Below are 18,850 nucleotides of genomic sequence, written 5' to 3'. Positions count from 1 at the left end.
TGTGACCGGCATTTTTGCAAGAGTAGAGTGGCCGCAAATCATCCAAGGAGGATCGATCATGGAAGAGCTCTGGCATTACATCGACGGCGCACGGGTCAAGGGGACATCGGGCCGTTTCTCGGACGTCATGAACCCGGCCACGGGCGAGGTGCAGGGCCGCGTGCCGCTCGCCACCGTCGAGGAACTGAACGCCGCCGTCGCCAGCGCCGCCGAGGCGCAGAAGGGCTGGGCCGCTACCAACCCGCAGCGTCGCGCGCGGGTGATGATGAAGTTCGGCGCCCTCATCAACGAGCACATGGACGAGCTGGCCGAGCTTGTCAGCCGCGAGCACGGCAAGACCCTGCCCGACGGACGCGGTGACGTGCAGCGCGGGCTCGAGGTGGTCGAGGTCTGCATGGGCGCGCCCCACATGCTCAAGGGCGAGTACACCGACGACGGCGGCCCCGGCATCGACCTCTACTCCATGCGCCAGCCGCTGGGCGTCGTGGCGGGCATCACGCCCTTCAACTTCCCCGCGATGATCCCGCTGTGGAAGATGGCGCCGGCACTGGCCTGCGGCAACGCGATGATCCTCAAGCCTTCCGAGCGCTGCCCCTCGACCTCGCTGCGCCTGGCCGAACTGGCCGAGGAAGCGGGCCTGCCCAAGGGCGTGCTGCAGGTGGTCAACGGCGACAAGGAGGTCGTTGACGCGATCCTCGACAACGAGACGGTGCAAGCCGTGGGCTTTGTGGGATCGACGCCGATCGCGCAATACATCTACGGCCGCGCGGCGACCAACGGCAAGCGCGCGCAATGCTTCGGCGGCGCCAAGAACCACATGATCATCATGCCCGACGCCGACCTCGACAAGGCGGCCGACGCACTTGTGGGCGCCGGCTACGGCGCTGCGGGCGAGCGCTGCATGGCGATCTCGGTGGCCGTGCCCGTGGGCGAGGAAACCGCCGACCGGCTGGTCGAGAAGCTCAAGCCGCGCGTCGAGAAACTCAAGGTCGGCCCCTACACCGCGGGCGAGGACGTGGACTACGGCCCCGTCATCACCGCCGCCGCCAAGCAGCGCATCGAGGGCCTCATCGCCTCGGGCGTGGATCAGGGTGCCGAGCTGGTGATCGACGGCCGCGGCTTCGAGCTTCAGGGCTACGAGAACGGCTTTTTCGTCGGTCCCTCGCTCTTCGACCGCGCGTCGCCGGACATGGACATCTACAAGGAAGAGATCTTCGGCCCGGTGCTGACGCAGGTGCGCGCCGGCTCCTACGAGGAGGCGCTCGAGCTGGTGGTGGACAACCCCTACGGCAACGGCACCGCGATCTACACCGCCGACGGCGACACCGCGCGCGATTTCGCGCACAACGTCAACGTGGGCATGGTGGGCATCAACTTCCCGATCCCGGTGCCGCTGAGCTACCACACCTTCGGCGGCTGGAAGAAGTCGGCCTTCGGCGATCTCAACCAGTACGGCCCCGACGCCTTCCGCTTCTACACCAAGACCAAGACCGTCACGGCGCGCTGGTTCTCGGGCATCAAGGAAGGCGGCGAGTTCAACTTCAAGGCGATGGACTGATCCCGCCTTGCCGGGCAAAGAAGGACAAGGGACCGGCCCAGGCGCCGGTCCTTTTTTTTGGCGCCGGGCGGAGCCTTGGCATCTCTCGCCCGCACCCGAAGGTTGAAGCGGACTTTACAGACCCCACCTGATCCCTGAGGGTTTCCGAAAGGGGCTCGGAGAGGAGTTGCCATGGGTGTCGAGGTCTTCATCTTGAGGGACCGCAACCTGGCGTACCAGCGGTTTTACGGTCGCACGACACTCGAGGACTGCGTGGCCGGCCTCGAGCACGCCCGGCCTGACGGGACAATCCCGGCCGACCAGAAGCTTCTGTCCGATCTGCGACCTGTGCAGGAGATCGACCAAAACTTCCACGACGTACTGCGAACGGTCTCGCGCAAGGCCGCACTCGACATCGAGGTGACGCCGGGCACGGAGCACGCGGTGCTGGCGCCCGAGGACCTCACCTTCGGCATGGCGCGCATGTACCAGCAGGTCTCGTCCGAAATGTTGGAATTCGAGGTGGGCGTCTTCCGAAGCGAGCGGGGTGCCCTCGATTTCCTGGACCAGCCCGAGGACACCATCGCGGGCTTGCTGGCGACCGTCGGCTGAGATCCCCGCGGCACGGCTTGCCGTGGCTCCGAACCTCTGCTTTGCTCGGCCCTGCGACAGCGCGGGAGAGGCCGGGATGAGCGATCCGGAATTCAGTCTCGGGATCGAGGAGGAATACCTCCTTGTCGACCGCGACCGCCTCGCGCCCGCCGAGGCGCCCGAGGCGCTGATGCGGGCCTGCGTCGCGGATCTCGGCGACCAGGTGAGCCCCGAGTACCTGCAGTGCCAGATCGAGATCGGAACCCGCCCCTGCCCCGACATCGTCGCTGCGCGCGAGGACCTCAAGCGCCTGCGCGCGACGGTCGCGACCCACGCGGCCGAGCACAACCTCGCCCCCATAGCGGCCTCCTGCCATCCCTTCGCCGAGTGGAAGACGCTGCACCACACCGACAAGGATCGCTACAACGACCTGCGGCGCGATCTCGCGGGCGTCGTCCGGCGCATGCTGATCTGCGGCATGCACGTCCACGTGGGCCTCGGCGACGACCGGCTGCGCGCCGATCTCATGCGTCAGGCAGGCTACTTCCTGCCGCACCTGCTGGCGCTCTCGACCTCCTCGCCCTTCTGGCGCGGACAGGACACCGGGCTCGCCAGCTACCGCATCTCGATCTTCGACAACCTGCCGCGCACCGGACTGCCGCCGCAGTTCACCAACTGGGAGGACTATGCCCGCGCGGTGCAGGTGCTGGTCGATCTCGGCATCATCGAGGACGCCTCCAAGATCTGGTGGGACATGCGCCCCTCGGCGCGGTTCCCGACGCTCGAGACCCGCATCATGGACGTGCAACCCCGGCTCGAGGACGCCCTGACACTCGCCGCGCTCGCGCAGTGCATCATGCGCATGCTCTGGCGCCTGCGCGCCCGCAACCAGCGCTGGCGGATCTACGACAACGTGCTCATCGCCGAGAACCGCTGGCGCGCGCAGCGCTACGGGCTCGAGGGCGGGCTGATCGACTTCGGCGCCGGTGCGATCAAGCCCATGGCGCAACTGACCGAGGAACTCATCGAGCTGCTGGCCCAAGACGCCGAGGCGCTGGGCTGCCTGGCCGAGCTGGAGCGCACCCGCGACATCGTCGCCTCGGGCAATTCCGCCACCCGCCAGCGCGCCGTGCGCGCCGAGGCCGAGGCGCGCGGCGCCGATGCCGACGGGCAGATGCGCGCGGTGGTGGCCCATCTCGTGCGGGAGTTCCACGAGGCGCTCTGAGCCCCGCCCTTGCGGCGCGGCGCCCGCGCAGGCACAAGACCGCAGCGCAACCATCCCGGACCATCGCCGCCCATGAAGACCTGCATCGTCACCTCCGACTACTTCGTGCCGGGCGAGACCTTCATCAACCGGCACATCGAGCACCTCTTCGGCGGCGACACCTGCGTGCTGACCGGCCGCTTCAACGGCACCGACCCGCTGGGCAAGCCACGCTTCGAACGCCGCGCGCCGCTCTCCACGCCCGACCGACTGCGCGCGCCGTTTGCCATGGGCTGGAACGCCCTCACGCAGGGCACCGGCCGCCTCCCCTTCGGCGACAACCGCCGGCGCCTCGCGGACTGGCTGCGCGCCGAGGGCGTCGAGGTCGTGCTGGCCGAGTTCGGCACCCAGGCGCTGGTGGTGGCGAAGCTCGCCCGGGACATGGGCCTGCCGGTCTTCACCTACTTCCGCGGCACCGACGCCAGCCGCGCGCTGCGCTCGCGCCAGCGCGTGCGCTCGTACCGGCGCATGATGCCGCGTCTCGACGGCGTCTTCTCGGTCTCGCAGTTCCTGCTCGACAACCTCGCGGCCCACCGCGTGACCCATCCGAACGCCCACGTGGTGCCCTCGGGCGTCGACATCCGCCGCTTTCGCCCGGGCGACAAACAACCCGGCTCCTTCCTCGCCGTCGGCCGCATGGTCGAGAAGAAGGCGCCGCAGGTCACCCTGCGTGCCTTCGCGACGGCCGCGCAGGGCTGCCCGGCGCATCTCACCGTCGTCGGCGACGGCCCCCTGCTCGACAGCTGCAAGGCCCTTGCGGCCGAGCTTGGCGTCGCCGACCAGGTCACCTTCGCCGGCGCCCTGCCCCACGACGAGGTCCGCGCGCATCTGGCCCGGACCGAGATCTTCCTGCAGCACTCGGTCACCGCCCGCGACGGCAACACCGAGGGCCTGCCCACCGCCATCCAGGAGGCGCTGGCCGCCGGCTGCATCCCGGTCTCGACCCGCCACGCCGGCATCCCCGAGGCGGTCGAGCACGGCGTGAACGGCCTGCTGGTGCCGGAGTGGGACGAGGCGGGCTTCGCGCGCTGCATCGGTCAGCTTCTCGACATGCCCGACCGCAGCGCCATGACCGAGGCCGCCCGCCGCACCGCGGTCGAGCGCTTCGACAACGACGTCCTTCTCGCCCGTGTCGAGGACGTCATCCGCGAGACGGTGGCGGCGCGGGCCTGACGCCTGCGCTTCTTCTTGTTCCAAATACGCATGACCCCGCCCGCGACCGCGCGTCACGGGTGCGATGGCGCGCGCTGGTCCCCTTGCATCGCGCCACGACTCCCGACACAATCTGAACAACCGTTCAATTTCCACGCCAGGAGGAGGGGCCGATGGATTTTGCACTCAGCGAGGAGCAGCAGGCGATCTTCGAAATGGCGCAGGGCTTCGGGCAGGAGCACATCGCGCCCAACGCCCGCGCCTGGGAAGAGGCGGGCACGATCCCCCGCGAACTCTGGCCCCGTGTCGCCGAACTGGGGCTCGCCGGCATCTACGTGAGCGAGGAGAACGGCGGCGCCGGGCTCTCCCGGCTCGACGCGACGCTGGTCTTCGAGGCGCTCTCGATGGCCTGCCCCTCGGTGGCGGCCTTCCTGTCGATTCACAACATGTGCGCCAAGATGCTCGACGCCTACGGTTCCGAGGAATTGCGCGCGCGCTTCCTGCCCGGGGCGCTCAGCATGGAGACGATCTTCTCCTACTGCCTGACCGAGCCGGGCTCGGGCTCGGACGCGGCCGCGCTTCGCACCAGGGCCGAATCCACCAACGAGGCCTACCGCCTGACCGGAACCAAGGCCTTCATCTCAGGCGGCGGATATTCCGACGCCTATGTCGTCATGTGCCGCACCGGCGAGGCCGGCCCGCGCGGCATCTCGGCCCTGGTGGTCGAGGACGGCGCCGAGGGGCTCAGCTTCGGCGGTCTCGAACAGAAGATGGGCTGGAAAAGCCAACCCACCCGGCAGGTTCAGTTCGACGACTGCGGCGTACCCCGCGCGAACCTGTTGGGCGAGGAAGGCAAGGGATTCCGCTATGCCATGGCCGGGCTCGACGGTGGGCGGCTCAACATTGCGGCCTGCTCGCTGGGCGCCGCGCAGGCCGCGCTCGACGCGACGCTGGCCTACATGGCCGAACGCAAGGCCTTCGGCCAGTCCATCGACAAGTTCCAGGCGCTGCAGTTCCGCCTTGCCGACATCGAGATCGAGCTGCAGGCGGCGCGGACTTTCCTGCGCCAGGCGGCCTGGAAGCTCGACACGGGCGCGCCGGATGCCGGCAAGTTCTGCGCCATGGCCAAGAAATTCGTGACCGAGGCCGGCTCGCGCATCGCCGACCAGTGCCTCCAGCTGCACGGCGGTTACGGCTATCTCGCGGACTACGGCATCGAGAAGACGGTGCGCGACCTGCGCGTGCACCAGATCCTCGAGGGCACCAACGAGATCATGCGGCTCATCGTGGCGCGCGACCTGGTCGCGTCTTGAATGCCTCGGGATTGAGCCGCAAAAGTCTTCGAAGACTTTTGCAAATTCCTTCGAAGGAATTTGGCGAACACCGACGAAAGGGCCGCACATGAGCGATATCGAGATCCGCACCGAAGGCCGCGCCGGCCGCATCACGCTGACCCGGCCAAAGGCGCTCAACGCGCTGACCTACGACATGTGCATGGAGATCGAACGCGCGCTCGATGCCTGGGCCACCGACGACGCCGTCTCCCTCGTGATGATCGACGCCGAGGGCGAGCGCGCCTTCTGCGCCGGCGGCGACGTGGCGCAGATCCAGCGCGCAGGCACGAATGGAGACTACGAGAGCGGCCGCTGCTTCTGGCGCGACGAGTACCGCATGAACGCCAAGCTGGCGGAATATCCCAAGCCCATCGCGGCCTTCCTGCACGGCTTCGTCATGGGCGGCGGCGTGGGCCTCGCCGGGCACTGCCCGCACCGCATTGTCGGCGAAAGCGTGCAGGTGGCCATGCCCGAATGCGGCATCGGTTTCGTGCCGGACGTCGGTGGCTCGCTGCTGCTGGCGCGCGCGCCGGGCCGGCTGGGCGATCACCTGGGGCTCACCGCCGACCGTATGGGCCCGGGCGATGCACTGCACGCGGGCTTTGCCGACCACTTCGTGCCAGAGGCGGACTGGCCCGCGCTCAAGGCGCGCCTCGTCGAGACCGGCGATCCGGCCGAGATCGACAGCGCCCGGCAGGCCCCGCCCGACAGCCCGTTGCAGGCGGCACAACCCGAAATCGACGCGCTCTATGCCGCGGGCACCCTGCCCGGCATCACCGCCGCGCTGGAAACCGCCGAGGGCGAGGTCGCCGCCCGGGCGCGCAAAGCCATTGGCCGCAACTCGCCGCTCTCGATGGCAACCACGCTCGAGATGCTGCGCCGCCTGCGCAGCGAAGGGGGCGACATCCGCGCCGCCCTGCGCCAGGAATACCGCGTCGCGCACCGCATCATGGAGCGCGGCGACTTCCTCGAAGGCGTGCGCGCGGCCATCATCGACAAGGATCGCAGCCCGAGCTGGCGGCTGGGCCCCGAGGAGGCGACGCCCGAGGCGGTCGCGGCCCTGCTGGCACCGCTCGGGGAGGACGAACTGGCGCTCTGACGCCATCGAGGGAGGAGAAAGACATGAAGATCGGATTCATCGGGCTGGGCAACATGGGCGGGCCCATGGCGGCCAATCTCGTCGCGGCGGGCCACGAGGTCACCGGGTTCGACGTCGCGGGCGTCACTGTCGAAGGCGCCGCGAGCGCCGGCTCCGCGGCCGAGGCCGCGCGCGGGGCAGAGGTGGTCATCACCATGCTGCCCAACGGCGAGATCCTGCGCCGCGTCGCGGACGAGATCATCCCCGCGATGACCGAGGGCGCGGTCTTCCTGGATTGCTCGACCGTGGACGTCGACAGCGCCCGCGCGGTGGGCGAACAGGCCCGCGCCGCCGGGCTCTCGGCCCTCGACGCGCCGGTCTCGGGCGGCGTCGGCGGCGCGCAGGCGGGTACGCTGACCTTCATGGTGGGCGGCGACGAAGCAGGTTTCACCGCCGCCAAGCCGCTTTTCGACATCATGGGGCAGAAGGCCGTGCACTGCGGACCTTCCGGCAACGGACAGGCCGCCAAGATCTGCAACAACATGATCCTCGGCGTGACCATGATCGCCACCTGCGAGGCCTTCGCGCTGGCCGACAAGCTGGGCCTCTCGCGCGAGGCCATGTTCGACGTGGTCTCGACCTCGTCGGGGTCGAGCTGGTCGATGAACACCTACTGCCCCGCGCCCGGCGTCGGCCCCAAAAGCCCCGCCGACAACGACTATATCCCCGGCTTCGCGGCCGAACTGATGCTCAAGGATCTCGGACTCGCGCAGCAGGCCGCCGGGGCCGCCGATGCGGATACGCCGATGGGCGCCCGCGCGCACGAACTCTACCGCACCTTCGTCGAGGACGAAGGCGGCAAGGGCCGCGACTTCTCGGCCATGCTGCCACGGTTCGAGACAAGGGGTCGCGGCTGAGCGCGCTGGACCGGGCACGCGCGGGGTGCCAGTCTGGTGCCATGACCCTCGTGCATGGCAAGACACCGGCCTCGGCCACCCTGCCAGCGCTCGCGCCCGAAAGCGCGGCGGCACTCGACCGGCTGGCGCCGCAGCACGCGCCACGCGGCACGATGCTTTTTCGCCCGGGCGAGACGGTCAAGGGCTTCGTCCTCGTGCTCGCCGGGCGGATCGACGTTTTCCTCACGGGCTCCACCGGCCGCGACATCCTGCTCTACGCCGTCGAGCCCGGGCAGAGTTGCATCCAGTCGACGCTGGGCCTGCTTGGCGGCGAGGACTACTCGGGCGAAGCGGTGGTGCGCGAGGACTGCACGCTCGTCCTCGTGCCGCGTAGCCTCTTCCTGTCGCTGATGGACCGGGACCCGGCCTTTCGCAGCTTCGTTTTCGCCGCATTCGCGCAGCGGATGCAGGGCATGATGCACCTGCTCGAGCGCGTGGCCTTCCAGCGGGTGGAATGCCGGTTGGCACGCGTCCTGCTCGAACGGGCCGAGGACGGCACCCTGCGCGCAACCCACGCAGAGATCGCCACGATGATCGGATCGGCACGCGAGGTCGTCTCGCGCCGGCTCGACGCGCTGGCCCGGCGCGGACTCCTTCAACTGGGCCGGGGCGAGGTGCGACTGATCGACCCCGAGACGCTGCGCGCCCTGGCCGAGGCCGACTGAGCCCGTCGCCCGCGACTCCCGTCGCTGTCGCAATTCTTCTCCGCGCCTGATACGAGGGTCTGAAAAGGAGAGACGCATGGTCACGCTCGACATCTTTTCGGACCCGATCTGTCCCTGGTGCTACATCGGCAAGGCCAACCTCGACCGCGCCCTCGCCGAGCGCCCGGACCACGGCTTCACGATCCGCTGGCGGCCCTTCATGCTCAACCCAGAAATGTCCGCCGAGGGCATGGACCGGCGCGCCTACCTGGAGGCCAAGTTCGGCGGGCCCGAGGGCGCCGAAGAGGCCTATCGCCCCGTGCACGAACAGGCCGAACAGGCCGGCATCGCGATGAATCTCGATGCCATCACGCGGACGCCGCCCACGCATGACGCGCATCGCCTGCTGCACTGGTCCGAGATCGAGGGGGTGCAGACCGCGATGGTCTCGGCCCTCTTCCGGGCCTATTTCGTCGAGGGCCGCGACATCGGCGACGCCGAGGTTCTGGGCGATCTCGCCGACGGCTGCGGGCTCGACGCGAGCCTCATCATGCGGCTGCTGCGCTCGGACGCGGACCGCAAGGAAATCGTGGAAATGGACGCCACCGCCCGCGGCATGGGTGTGACCGCGGCGCCCACCTTTGTCGTCGCCGGACGTCACGCGGTGCCGGGCGCGCAGCCGCCCGAACTCTGGACACGCGTCATCGACGAGTTGCGCGCCGGCGCCGACCCCGAGGCCTGACCGGGGCCCGCCATGCGTTTGGCGCATGGCGGCTTTCGGGCGGCGGGCATCTTTACGGCGGAACGCATCTCGGACAGAGCGGTTGGTGACAGTCACCATTTCCAGACCCGCGGACCCCGCAGCCGGGGGTGCCATCCCGAGGATGCCATGCAATCGCCCCCTGGCCGGACCGAACTCATCGCGCTTCTCGCGATGCTTATCGCCACCATCGCCTTTTCCATCGACGCCATGCTGCCCGCCCTGCCCGAGATCGGGGCCGAGCTTTCGCCGGACGATCTCAACCGCGCGCAGCTGGTGATCACGAGCTTCGTGCTGGGCATGGGGATCGGCACGCTCTTCACGGGGCCGCTGTCGGACAGCTTCGGGCGCAAGCCGGTCATCCTCGGCGGCGCCGCGGTCTATATCGTCATGTCGCTGGTGGCCGCGCAGGAGGACACGCTCGAGCTGCTGCTTGGCGCCCGGGTGCTGCAGGGCCTGGGTGCGGCGGGCCCGCGCGTCGTGGCCCTCGCGGTGTTGCGCGATCTCTTTTCCGGGCGCGGCATGGCGCGGATCATGTCCTTCATCATGATGGTCTTCACGGTCTTTCCGGCCTTCGCGCCCTCGATCGGGGCACTGATCATCGACGTCGGCGGCTGGCGCTCGATCTTCCTGGCCTTCGTTGTGTTCTCTGCCGCCTCGGCAGCCTGGCTCATGCTGCGCCTGCCCGAAACGCTTCCGCGCGAAAAACGGCGCCCGTTCCGCGTCGGCACGCTGCGGCACGCGGTGGGCGAGGTCCTGTCGAATCCGGTGGTGCGCATCTCCATCGGCGTGCAGGCGCTGATCTTTGCCATGCTGTTCTCGATGATCTCCTCGGTGCAGCAGATCTACGATACCAGCTTCGGACGCGCCGAGACCTTTCCGTTGTGGTTCGGCGGCTCGGCCATTTTCGCGGCCACCGGCAGCTTCCTGAACGCCAAGCTCGTGATGCGGCTGGGGATGCGCTACCTCGTGACGACCATGCTTGCGGTGCAATTCGTGGCGGCCGGCATCACGGTGACACTCTTCACAGGCGGGATATCCGGCGATTGGGGCTTCGTCGTCTTTCTGCTTTGGCAGGTCACCGTCTTCTTCCAGATGGGCCTCACCGTCGGGAACATCAACGCAATCGCCATGGAGCCCATGGGCCATATCGCCGGCCTCGCCGCCTCGGTCATCGGCGCGCTGGCAACGGTCATGGCGGTGCTCTTCGCGGTGCCGGTGGGGCTGATGTTCGATGGAACGCCTCTTCCGCTGGCCATCGGCATCTGTGTCGAGGCGGGACTGGCGCTTCTTCTGATGCGCTGGCTTGCCAGGAAAGAGGCCGCGCAGCCCGCCTGACCTTGTGGTGCCACGCTGTTGCGCGGTTTGCCTCAAGAGGCCATGCCACGAGCACACGGGCCTGAGTGTGCCCGGGCTTGGCTGGGGATGCGCCGTCGGTACGGGCCGCACAATCCAGATCAGGCGCGCGCCTTTTGAAGGGCCGGCGCATTCGTCTGAATACGGAAGGCATCCATGTCCTGCGCAAGCTCGCGCGCATGGCCGCGCAGGCGCAGGCCCATCGCCGCCATTTCCTCGCTAAGGCCGGCGGTGTCCTGGGTCGCCCCGTCAAGCCGCGCCACGGTCTCCGAGAGCGTGCCCATGCTTTCGGACTGGCTGCGGCTGTCGTCACGGATCTGCGCGATCATGCTGCTCACCGCCGAGACCTCGTCGACGATACTCGACAGGCGGGCGCCCGCGTCGTTCACCAGTTGAGCGCCGTTCGCAACCTGCTGTTCGCTGTCAAGGATGAGCTGCTTGACCCCCGCCGCCGCCTCGGAAGTCCGTTGCGCCAGCGAACGCACTTCGGAGGCAACAACGGCGAAGCCCTTGCCGCTTTCGCCGGCGCGGGCCGCCTCTACGCCGGCGTTGAGCGCAAGGAGGTTGGTCTGGAAAGAGATGTCATCGATCAGGTCCATGATCTTGCCGACCTCGGAGGAGCTTTGCTCGATGAGCTGCATCGCCGCCACCGCGCGTTCCGTGACCGCCCCGCCCTCGACCGCGCTTTCGCGGGCGAAATGCGCGCGGTCAGATGCCTTTCCAGCCTCGCCCGCCGTATTGTTCAGTGCCTCGGTGACCTCGGTCATGGCGCGGGCCGCGTTGCTGAGATCGTTCGCCTGACGCTCGCTTCGGCTGGAAAGATCGCCGGTCACGCCCTCGAGCGCGCCCGCTTCCTCGTCGAATGTCTGGGCCATGTCCCGTGCGCCCACGAGTGCGCCGTTGAGCTGTCCGACCGCGCGATTGAAATCCCGGCGCAGCGACTCAAATGCCGCGGGCAGTTCGTTGTCTATTGTGCACGAGAGGTCGCGGTCGGCGAGCCGATGCAGGTGCTCGTTGAAGAGCGCAACGACCTCGCGCGTCTCGCGCGCGGCAGCCTCCGTGCGTGCCTGCGCCTCGGCCGCGCGGTGGCTTTCGTCGGCGAGCTTCTCGTTGCCCTCGGCAATGCGCGCCTTGACCGCGTTGCGCTGAAGAATCGCCAGCATCAGGATCGCGGTCTCCATCACCACGATCCCGCCGTGCAGCGCAGTGCGCATGACGTTTTCCAGCAGTTCGGTCGAAGGGTAGACCAGCGCCGGCATGAAGAAGGTCAGCGTCGCATGGTGGATCGCGACCAGCCCGGCACCGTAGAGCATCACGTCGATCCGGCCCAGAATCGAGATGCCGGCGAGCATCACGAAATAGACCATGTGCGTGTCGATCTGCCAGGGGTGCATCTGGTAGGCGGCGGTAAGGAGCATCACCTCGACCGGTAGCACGGTGGCCAGCACGTAGTCCGCGAAGCGCGAACCGATGCGCAGCATGACCGTTGCCACCAGCAGCAGGACCAGGGCCGAAGCGCTCACCTGCATGTAGTCATTGGTGAAGTAGAGGTCCGTCACCACGTGGACCGGCAGCAGCATGTAGCCCAGCAGAAGCACCAGAACGGGTTCGTTCGTCCGGCGGATTCGGTCCAGCAGTCGGGTCATCATTCGTTCACTCCGCAAAGGGACGCCATGGCGCGCGCGTCACAGGCCGTCCAGGCACCCAGTGCCAGGAGCCGCTCGGCGGGCCGGGGATCATCGAAGACAGCAAGCACGCCGAAGGGCGCCTCGACCGGGCCCAGGATGCGGCCCCCCGCCAGGGCCACGATGGCCGGTGCACCCGGCCCCCAGGGCGGCGCCACCACCAGCACCGGCCGTCCCGCCGCCGAGGGCGCCGGTCCGAGAGCGGAGGCGAGCGTCAGCCCCGCCCCGAAGAGCAGCACGGAAGCGATGGTCACGAGGTCGCGTATGTCGCACAGGGTTGCTTGCATGCGGCCCTGATACGCCGCGTTTCCTGTCCAATCGTTAAGTCATGGCCGATTTCACGGGCGAATACGCTCAATTTTAGTATACGAATGCATACCGTGCTTTTCCGCAGCGCAGAATTACGCTAGGGGATAAGCGAGTCAACCCGGGCGCAAGAGGTGCACGCATGTCGAAAATCAAGGTCGAGAACCCGATCGTCGAGATGGACGGGGACGAGATGACCCGGATCATCTGGGATTTCATCAAGAAGAAGCTGATCCTGCCCTACCTGGACATCGACCTTCTCTACTACGACCTCGGCATCGAGGAGCGTGACCGGACCGAGGACCAGGTGACAGTCGACGCCGCCGAGAAGACCAAGGAGGTCGGCTGCGCCGTCAAGTGCGCCACGATCACCCCCGACGAGGCGCGGGTCGAGGAATTCGGGCTCAAGCAGATGTGGCGGAGCCCCAACGGGACGATCCGCAACATTCTGGGCGGCGTGGTCTTCCGCCAGCCGATCATCTGCCGCAACGTGCCGCGCCTCGTCCCCGGCTGGACCAAGCCCATCGTGATCGGCCGGCACGCCTTCGGCGACCAGTACAAGGCGACCGATTTCAAGTTCCCGGGCGCCGGCACGCTGACGATGAAATTCGTGGGCGAGGACGGCGAGGTGATCGAGAAGGAGGTCTACAAGGCCCCCTCCTCGGGCGTCTACATGGGGATGTACAACCTCGACCAGTCCATCGCGGACTTCGCGCGCGCCTCGATGAACTACGCGCTCGACATGGGCTGGCCGCTGTACCTGTCGACCAAGAACACCATTCTCAAGCAATACGATGGCCAGTTCCTGCAGATATTCCAGCAGGTCTTCGACGCTGAATTCGCCGCCAAGTTCAAGGCCAAGGGCATCTGGTACGAACACCGGCTGATCGACGACATGGTCGCCTGCGCGATGAAGTGGAACGGCGGATTCGTCTGGGCCTGCAAGAACTACGACGGCGACGTGCAGTCGGACACCGTGGCGCAGGGCTTCGGCTCGCTGGGGCTGATGACCTCGCAGCTGATGACGCCCGATGGCCAGATCGTCGAGGCCGAGGCGGCGCACGGCACCGTGACGCGGCATTACCGCCAGCACCAGGCCGGCCACGCGACCTCGACCAACTCCATCGCCTCGATCTTTGCCTGGACCGGCGGGCTCAAGCACCGCGCCAAGCTCGACGGCAACGGCGAGCTGCTGCATTTCGCGGAAACGCTGGAACGGGTCGTGGTGCAGACGGTCGAATCCGGCTGGATGACCAAGGATCTCGCGCTTCTGGTGGGACCGGACCAGAAATGGCTGACCACCACGGGCTTCCTCGAGAAGATCGACGCGAACCTCGACAAGGCCCTGGCCGAGGCGGCCTGAACGCGCTCGGCGCGTGACCCTGCGCGACCCCGGTCACGCGCGGATCGGCAGGATCACCCGGAAGGTCGTGCCCTTGCCGGGCGCGCTGTCGATGCGCAGCCGGCCGCGGTGGCGGTTGACGATGTGCTTGACGATCGCCAGCCCCAGCCCGGTGCCGCCCATCTCGCGCGAGCGGTGGTTGTCGATCCGGTAGAACCGTTCCGTCAGGCGCGGAATGTGGATCGGCTCGATGCCCGGCCCGGTGTCCGAGATCGACAGCACCACCCCCTGCCCGCGCAAACGAGGCTGGTAGGCGGGCGCGGACAACCCGACCCGGACCTCGGACCCGGAGCCGCTGTATTTGACCGCGTTCTCGACGAGGTTCACCACCACTTGCCGCAACTGGTCCTCGTCGCCCGAAACCTCGAGCTGATCCTGCGCAAGGTCCAGGTCCAACGCCACCTCGGCTTCTTCGGCCAGCGGCGCGAGCCGGTTCAGCGCCGAGCGCACCACCCCCGGCAGATCCACCGGATCGGTGGGTCGCACGCGCTCCTCGGCCTCGACCCGGCTGAGCGACAGCAGATCGCCCACGAGGCGCTCCATCCGGCCGGCCTCGGCCTCCATGATGTCGAGGAAACGGTCCCGCGCACCCGCATCGTCGCGGGCCGGACCCTTCAGTGTCTCGATGAAGCCAAGCAGCGCAGTGAGCGGGGTGCGCAGCTCGTGGCTGACGTTGGCGACGAAATCGCGGCGCATCTGGCCGGCCTGCTCGAGGTGGGTGATGTCCTGGAACGTCAGCATCACCCCCGGCGCACCGTCGAGCGGCAGCGTGCGGCAGGACACATCGAAGGTGGTGTCCTGCCGCTCGTCCCGCGCGAGAAAGCGGGTCATGCGCGGCTCGGCGTCGCGGAAGGTGCCCTCGACGGCATCCAGCAGCACGGGCTGACGCAGGGCGGTGATGAAATGCCGCCCCTCGAGCTCGGGGCCCAGCAGCGCCAGCGCCTCGGCGTTGGCGGCCGCGACGCGTTCGTCCGCGCGGATCACCAGCGCGGGCAGCGGCACCGCATCGACGACCCGGCGCACATCGGTCTGCATCATGCGCCGCGCGCCGCGGCGAGCCCCTCGGCGAAGGTGGCGCAGAGGGCCTCCGGCTCCTCGAGCCCCACCGACACGCGGAAGAACCCCTCGGAGATGCCGAGCGCGGCGCGCCCCTCAGGGGTGAGCGCGCGGTGCGAGGAGGACGCCGGATGCGAGAGCGTCGTGCCGACGTCGCCAAGCGTGGGCGCAAAGGCCACGCCATCGGCCGCCTCGCAGAAGGCATTGGCGGCAGGGCGCCCGCCCTCGATCTCGAAGCTCAGCATGGTGCCGGGACGCCCGCGCAGCAGCGCTTGCGTGCGCGCCGCGTCCGGGTGGTCGGCGCGCCCGGGATAGAGCACCTGGCGGACGCCGGGCTGACCGGACAGGAACTCGGCCAGCGCGCCGGCGGTCTCCTGCGCCTTCTCGAAGCGCAGGCCGAAGGTCATCAGGCCGCGTTCCGCGAGCCAGCAGTCGAAGGGGCTGGGCGTCAGCCCCGCGGTCACGGCGAAAACCCGCATCCGGTCGTTGATGGCGGGATCCTTGGCCACGACGTAGCCCAGCGTCACGTCCGCATGGCCGGCCAGCAGCTTGGTCACCGAGTGGATCACGATATCGGCCCCGCGTGCCAGCGGCTGAACGCTGGCCGGGGTCGTGAAGGTGTTGTCGACCGCCAGAAGGATGCCCCGCTCGCGGCAGAGTGCCGCGATCCCGTCGAGCTCCGCCAGCCGCAGCGTCGGGTTCGAGACCAGCTCGATCAGAACCATCCTGGTCTCGGGGCGCAGCGCCTGCGCGATGCTGTCGGCATCGCCCGCGTCAGCGAGCGTCGTGGCGATCCCCAGCCGCGGCAGGTCCTCGGACATCATGCGCAGCGAGCGGCCGTAGAGCTGGTCGGCGCCGACGACGTGATCGCCCGAAGACAGCAGCCCCAGCAGCGCGGCCGAGACCGCGGCCATGCCCGAGCCCGTGACGATGCCGCCCTCGGCCCCCTCGAGCGCGTCGATGCGTGTGGCCACCACATCGGCGTTGGGATGGCCCTCCCGGGCATAGGTGTAGCCCTCGGTCCGGCCCTCGTACTGCGCGTCGAGCGCGTCGGGGCTGTCCGCGGCATAGACCGCCGCGGGCATGATGGGTGTCACGACCGGGGTCGAGACACCCGTCTTCATCTCCGGTCTCATCAATGTCTTGCGCATCCCCTGCCCTCCGCCGTTTGCGTCGGGCAACAGGTGCCACAGCGCCCCCGGGTCGGCAAGAGCGCCGGTCAGCCGCGTGTGGCGCGCCAGTCCGCGAGGGCAGCGTTCTCCTGCACGAGCGTGTCGTCCGGCGGATGAGCCGCCTCCGGCGCCGCGCGAAGCGCCTCGATCTCGCGCAACTGCCCCATCACGCGCGGGGCATCCGCCATCGCCGCGGTGAGCTGACGCTGGAACTCCTGCCCCTTGGCCTGGTGCCGCGCGCCGAAATAGAAGCTCACCACCGCGCCCAGCAGCCACCACAGCGGCTCCGGCACCAGCGCGATGCCGGTCATGCGCGCCGCGAACCAGGCCGGGTCCACCATTGCCGCCACGAAAAGCCCCAGCGTCCCCAGCGCCATCGCCGGACGCGGCAGACGATTGAGCGCGTCCATAAGCCTGTCGAACCGCGACCGGCGCGGCGCGGCGAATTCGGCCGCGAATTGCTCGAGCGCAGCCTCGCGCAGGCCCGCGTCGCGCGTGGCCTGGGCCTCGGCGTTGACGCGGAACACCTCGGCGGTCTCCTTGACCACGTTGCCGCCGGAGCCGAAGATCATGCCGAAAAGCCGCTCCATCAGTCCCATGCCGCCACCCGCGCGCGGAACTGCGCCGCGCTCATGTGGTAGCGCGGCGCGATGAACTCCTCGGCCCGGCGAATCCAGCCGCCCTTGCCGCCGGCGCGGCTGCGCGCGTACTTGCGGCTGGCGGGGCGCCGGTCGGCCAGGGCGAAATAGTAGTTGCGCCGCGCGATCCCGTAGGCGTCGACGATGTGGTCAGGCGCGGCGGCATGGGCCCGCGCGGCAGCACCCAGCGTCTGCGGCCCGATGACGCCGTCGACGCTCACGCGCTCGCCCATCTCGCCCAGCAGCCGCTGCAGAATCTTCACGGCGTTCGCCCCGGCATTCACGTACATGTCGAAGACAGTGGCTTGCAGTGGCGCAGGCAGTTCACCGATCCGGGGATGCTCGAAGTAGTGCCGCAGGAAGATCTCGATGGCTTGCTCGCGGGTCAGGTGCCGGACGTCGCGCGCATCCACGTCACCGTCGCCGTCGAGGTCGAGCCCCAGCCGCCGCATGGTGTGGATCGTCACGCCGTGGTTGGTGGCCCCGCCCGGGTCGTCCGGATCGTTCACGTAGCCGCCTTCGCGGGCGACGATTCCTTCGGCAATGCGCCGGACCGTGTCGTCGGGTGTCATCTCTCAGCTCCGCTCTTTGCCTCTCGAGGGGTTTCCCTCGCAGCGAAGCCTTGTCAGAAATGGTTAACCAAGCTTCAGGGGAGCGCACGGATGCACGCCATGACGGCCGACCAGATCATCAAGCAGCTGGACCTCGCCCCGCATCCCGAGGGCGGACATTTCCGGCAGACCTGGATCGCGGAGGCGCCCGAGGGCGAACGCCCCTCCGGGACCTCGATCTACTTCCTGCTCAAAGGGGGCGAAAGCAGCCACTGGCACCGGGTGGATGCCACCGAGATCTGGCATTTTTACGCCGGGGCGCCGCTGGTGCTGTCTATCTCTGCCACCGACGCGGGCCCGCGCGAGGATCTGATGCTGGGTGCCGACCTGGCCTCCGGTCAGGCGCCGCAGCTCATCGTGCCGGAAGGTCACTGGCAGGCGGCGCGCTCGACCGGCGACTGGACGCTCGTGGGCTGCACCGTCTCGCCCGCCTTCCGCTTCGAGGGCTTCGAACTTGCGGCGCCCGGCTTCGACATTCCGGCACCGACCGGCTGACAAAAAAAGAGGCCGGGGCGCTACCGCCCCGGCCTCTCAATCTCGAGAGATCACCCGATTAGTTGTAGGGTGCCTCGTCAACGCCTTCCATGCTGTCCAGCTCGTCGGCGGTGAAGTTGGTCACCACGGCGTAGGTCTGGTCTTCGACCGGCACGAACTTGGCGTCATTGATCTCGATCATCACGTGCTTGTCGCCAATGTCGAGGAAGCCGCCAACCTCGGCCACGATGCCCTTGAACGAGCCGTCGGCGTTGAGAACGATGTCTTCGATGGTACCGACGTTATCCCAGTCGCTGTTGACCGAGTCGTAGGTCGTCGTGGAGTCCCAGTCGGTTTCGCCGCCCTCGGCGTCGATGGCATAGACGGCACCGCCGGTGATGTCGCGCGTGCGGATCATGTTGGTGTCGTTGGCGAAGAGGCTCTCGGCGTCGTTCGCCATCTCTTCGGCTTCCTGCTCCATTTCTTCGCCGGCCTCGGCCATCTCGTCGCCGGCTTCTTCCATGGCCTGCTCGCCTTCGGCTGCAGCGTTCTCCGCGGCCTGCTCGACGTCTTCGCCCATCTCCTCGGCAGCGTCAGCGGTCGCTTCACCTGCATCTTCGGCGGCGTTGGCCGTAGCTTCACCCGCGTTCTCGACGGTCTCGCCGGCGCTTTCCATGGTCTGCTCTGCGGACTGCTCGGTCTGCTCCATCGCGTCGCCGTCATGCGAATCGGCATAGGCTGCGGTGCCTGCGGTCAGCGCGATCACGGCTGCGGTCGTGGTAAGGCGAGTCATCATTATCGTGTCCTCCGTCATGTGAAGTGTCTCACTGCACA

Annotated in this window: 19 protein-coding genes; 12 read left to right on the top strand and 7 right to left on the bottom strand. The window is 68.3% G+C overall.

The genetic code is table 11. The features are described 5' to 3' along the window. The first annotated feature begins 58 nt into the window (after positions 1-58). The 10 genes from SALMUC_RS19140 (at position 59) to SALMUC_RS19095 (ending at position 10,654) form a co-directional block, all read left to right on the top strand. The gene (locus tag SALMUC_RS19140) at positions 59-1,558 is read left to right on the top strand and encodes a CoA-acylating methylmalonate-semialdehyde dehydrogenase (RefSeq protein ID WP_020039248.1); all 1,500 of its coding nucleotides are present in this window, start codon (positions 59-61) and stop codon (positions 1,556-1,558) included. 171 nt (positions 1,559-1,729) lie between these two features. Then, positions 1,730-2,149, top strand: coding sequence for a hypothetical protein (locus SALMUC_RS19135; RefSeq protein WP_020039247.1), 420 nt, complete (start codon positions 1,730-1,732; stop codon positions 2,147-2,149). Between the two features lie 76 nt (positions 2,150-2,225). Then, positions 2,226-3,353: a carboxylate-amine ligase gene (locus SALMUC_RS19130; RefSeq protein WP_020039246.1), complete on the top strand. Its 1,128-nt coding sequence runs from the start codon at positions 2,226-2,228 to the stop codon at positions 3,351-3,353. 72 nt (positions 3,354-3,425) lie between these two features. After that, positions 3,426-4,565, top strand: coding sequence for a glycosyltransferase (locus SALMUC_RS19125; protein WP_020039245.1), 1,140 nt, complete (start codon positions 3,426-3,428; stop codon positions 4,563-4,565). A gap of 152 nt (positions 4,566-4,717) precedes the next feature. After that, on the top strand, positions 4,718-5,857 hold the full coding sequence (locus SALMUC_RS19120) for an acyl-CoA dehydrogenase family protein (RefSeq protein WP_020039244.1): 1,140 nt from the start codon (positions 4,718-4,720) through the stop codon (positions 5,855-5,857). A gap of 88 nt (positions 5,858-5,945) precedes the next feature. Then, on the top strand, positions 5,946-6,977 hold the full coding sequence (locus tag SALMUC_RS19115; RefSeq protein WP_020039243.1) for an enoyl-CoA hydratase/isomerase family protein: 1,032 nt from the start codon (positions 5,946-5,948) through the stop codon (positions 6,975-6,977). Between the two features lie 23 nt (positions 6,978-7,000). Beyond that, positions 7,001-7,873 (top strand): 3-hydroxyisobutyrate dehydrogenase, encoded by an 873-nt coding sequence (gene mmsB / locus SALMUC_RS19110; RefSeq protein WP_020039242.1) that lies wholly within the window; start codon positions 7,001-7,003, stop codon positions 7,871-7,873. Positions 7,874-7,914: 41 nt separating this feature from the next. Then, on the top strand, positions 7,915-8,577 hold the full coding sequence (locus SALMUC_RS19105) for a Crp/Fnr family transcriptional regulator (RefSeq protein ID WP_020039241.1): 663 nt from the start codon (positions 7,915-7,917) through the stop codon (positions 8,575-8,577). 76 nt (positions 8,578-8,653) lie between these two features. Then, the gene (locus tag SALMUC_RS19100; RefSeq protein WP_020039240.1) at positions 8,654-9,298 is read left to right on the top strand and encodes a DsbA family oxidoreductase; all 645 of its coding nucleotides are present in this window, start codon (positions 8,654-8,656) and stop codon (positions 9,296-9,298) included. Positions 9,299-9,445: 147 nt separating this feature from the next. Next, positions 9,446-10,654 carry a multidrug effflux MFS transporter gene (locus tag SALMUC_RS19095; protein WP_020039239.1) on the top strand — a complete coding sequence of 403 codons (1,209 nt, stop codon included), beginning with the start codon at positions 9,446-9,448 and terminating at the stop codon, positions 10,652-10,654. Between the two features lie 119 nt (positions 10,655-10,773). Here SALMUC_RS19095 and SALMUC_RS19090 read toward each other — a convergent pair whose 3' ends face one another. Both SALMUC_RS19090 and SALMUC_RS19085 read right to left on the bottom strand, forming a co-directional pair. Then, the gene (locus SALMUC_RS19090; protein WP_020039238.1) at positions 10,774-12,321 is read right to left on the bottom strand and encodes a methyl-accepting chemotaxis protein; all 1,548 of its coding nucleotides are present in this window, start codon (positions 12,319-12,321) and stop codon (positions 10,774-10,776) included. Beyond that, positions 12,318-12,644 carry a hypothetical protein gene (locus SALMUC_RS19085; protein ID WP_020039237.1) on the bottom strand — a complete coding sequence of 109 codons (327 nt, stop codon included), beginning with the start codon at positions 12,642-12,644 and terminating at the stop codon, positions 12,318-12,320. Before SALMUC_RS19085 ends, SALMUC_RS19090 begins: the two co-directional genes overlap by 4 nt. Positions 12,645-12,805: 161 nt before the next feature. On the opposite strand from SALMUC_RS19085, the gene SALMUC_RS19080 reads away from it, so the two are divergent. Beyond that, on the top strand, positions 12,806-14,026 hold the full coding sequence (locus tag SALMUC_RS19080) for an NADP-dependent isocitrate dehydrogenase (RefSeq protein WP_020039236.1): 1,221 nt from the start codon (positions 12,806-12,808) through the stop codon (positions 14,024-14,026). A gap of 33 nt (positions 14,027-14,059) precedes the next feature. On the opposite strand, the gene SALMUC_RS19075 is transcribed toward SALMUC_RS19080, so the two are convergent. The 4 genes from SALMUC_RS19075 to SALMUC_RS19060 all read right to left on the bottom strand — a co-directional run bounded on the left by SALMUC_RS19075 (position 14,060) and on the right by SALMUC_RS19060 (position 17,503). Then, positions 14,060-15,103 (bottom strand): sensor histidine kinase, encoded by a 1,044-nt coding sequence (locus SALMUC_RS19075; RefSeq protein WP_020039235.1) that lies wholly within the window; start codon positions 15,101-15,103, stop codon positions 14,060-14,062. Then, positions 15,100-16,245, bottom strand: a complete 1,146-nt coding sequence (locus SALMUC_RS19070) for a trans-sulfuration enzyme family protein (RefSeq protein WP_020039234.1) — start codon at positions 16,243-16,245, stop codon at positions 15,100-15,102. The genes SALMUC_RS19075 and SALMUC_RS19070 overlap by 4 nt, the downstream gene beginning before the upstream one ends. Before the next feature lie 95 nt (positions 16,246-16,340). Further along, positions 16,341-16,892 (bottom strand): holin family protein, encoded by a 552-nt coding sequence (locus tag SALMUC_RS19065; RefSeq protein WP_020039233.1) that lies wholly within the window; start codon positions 16,890-16,892, stop codon positions 16,341-16,343. Beyond that, entirely contained in the window at positions 16,883-17,503 is a 621-nt protein-coding gene (locus tag SALMUC_RS19060; protein ID WP_020039232.1) for a holin-associated N-acetylmuramidase, read from the bottom strand. The genes SALMUC_RS19065 and SALMUC_RS19060 overlap by 10 nt, the downstream gene beginning before the upstream one ends. Positions 17,504-17,602: 99 nt before the next feature. Here SALMUC_RS19060 and SALMUC_RS19055 point away from each other — a divergent pair, with 99 nt between their 5' ends. Beyond that, the gene (locus tag SALMUC_RS19055; RefSeq protein WP_037372377.1) at positions 17,603-18,037 is read left to right on the top strand and encodes a cupin domain-containing protein; all 435 of its coding nucleotides are present in this window, start codon (positions 17,603-17,605) and stop codon (positions 18,035-18,037) included. A gap of 58 nt (positions 18,038-18,095) precedes the next feature. Here the strand turns inward: SALMUC_RS19055 and SALMUC_RS19050 are convergent, their stop codons facing one another. Then, positions 18,096-18,812: a PRC-barrel domain-containing protein gene (locus SALMUC_RS19050; RefSeq protein WP_020039230.1), complete on the bottom strand. Its 717-nt coding sequence runs from the start codon at positions 18,810-18,812 to the stop codon at positions 18,096-18,098. Positions 18,813-18,850 lie beyond the last annotated feature (38 nt).

It is taken from the genome of Salipiger mucosus DSM 16094, from assembly GCF_000442255.1.
Lineage (GTDB): Bacteria > Pseudomonadota > Alphaproteobacteria > Rhodobacterales > Rhodobacteraceae > Salipiger > Salipiger mucosus.
The sequence above is the reverse complement of the archived record's forward strand: the minus strand, read 5'-3'. Positions and strand labels throughout refer to the sequence as shown.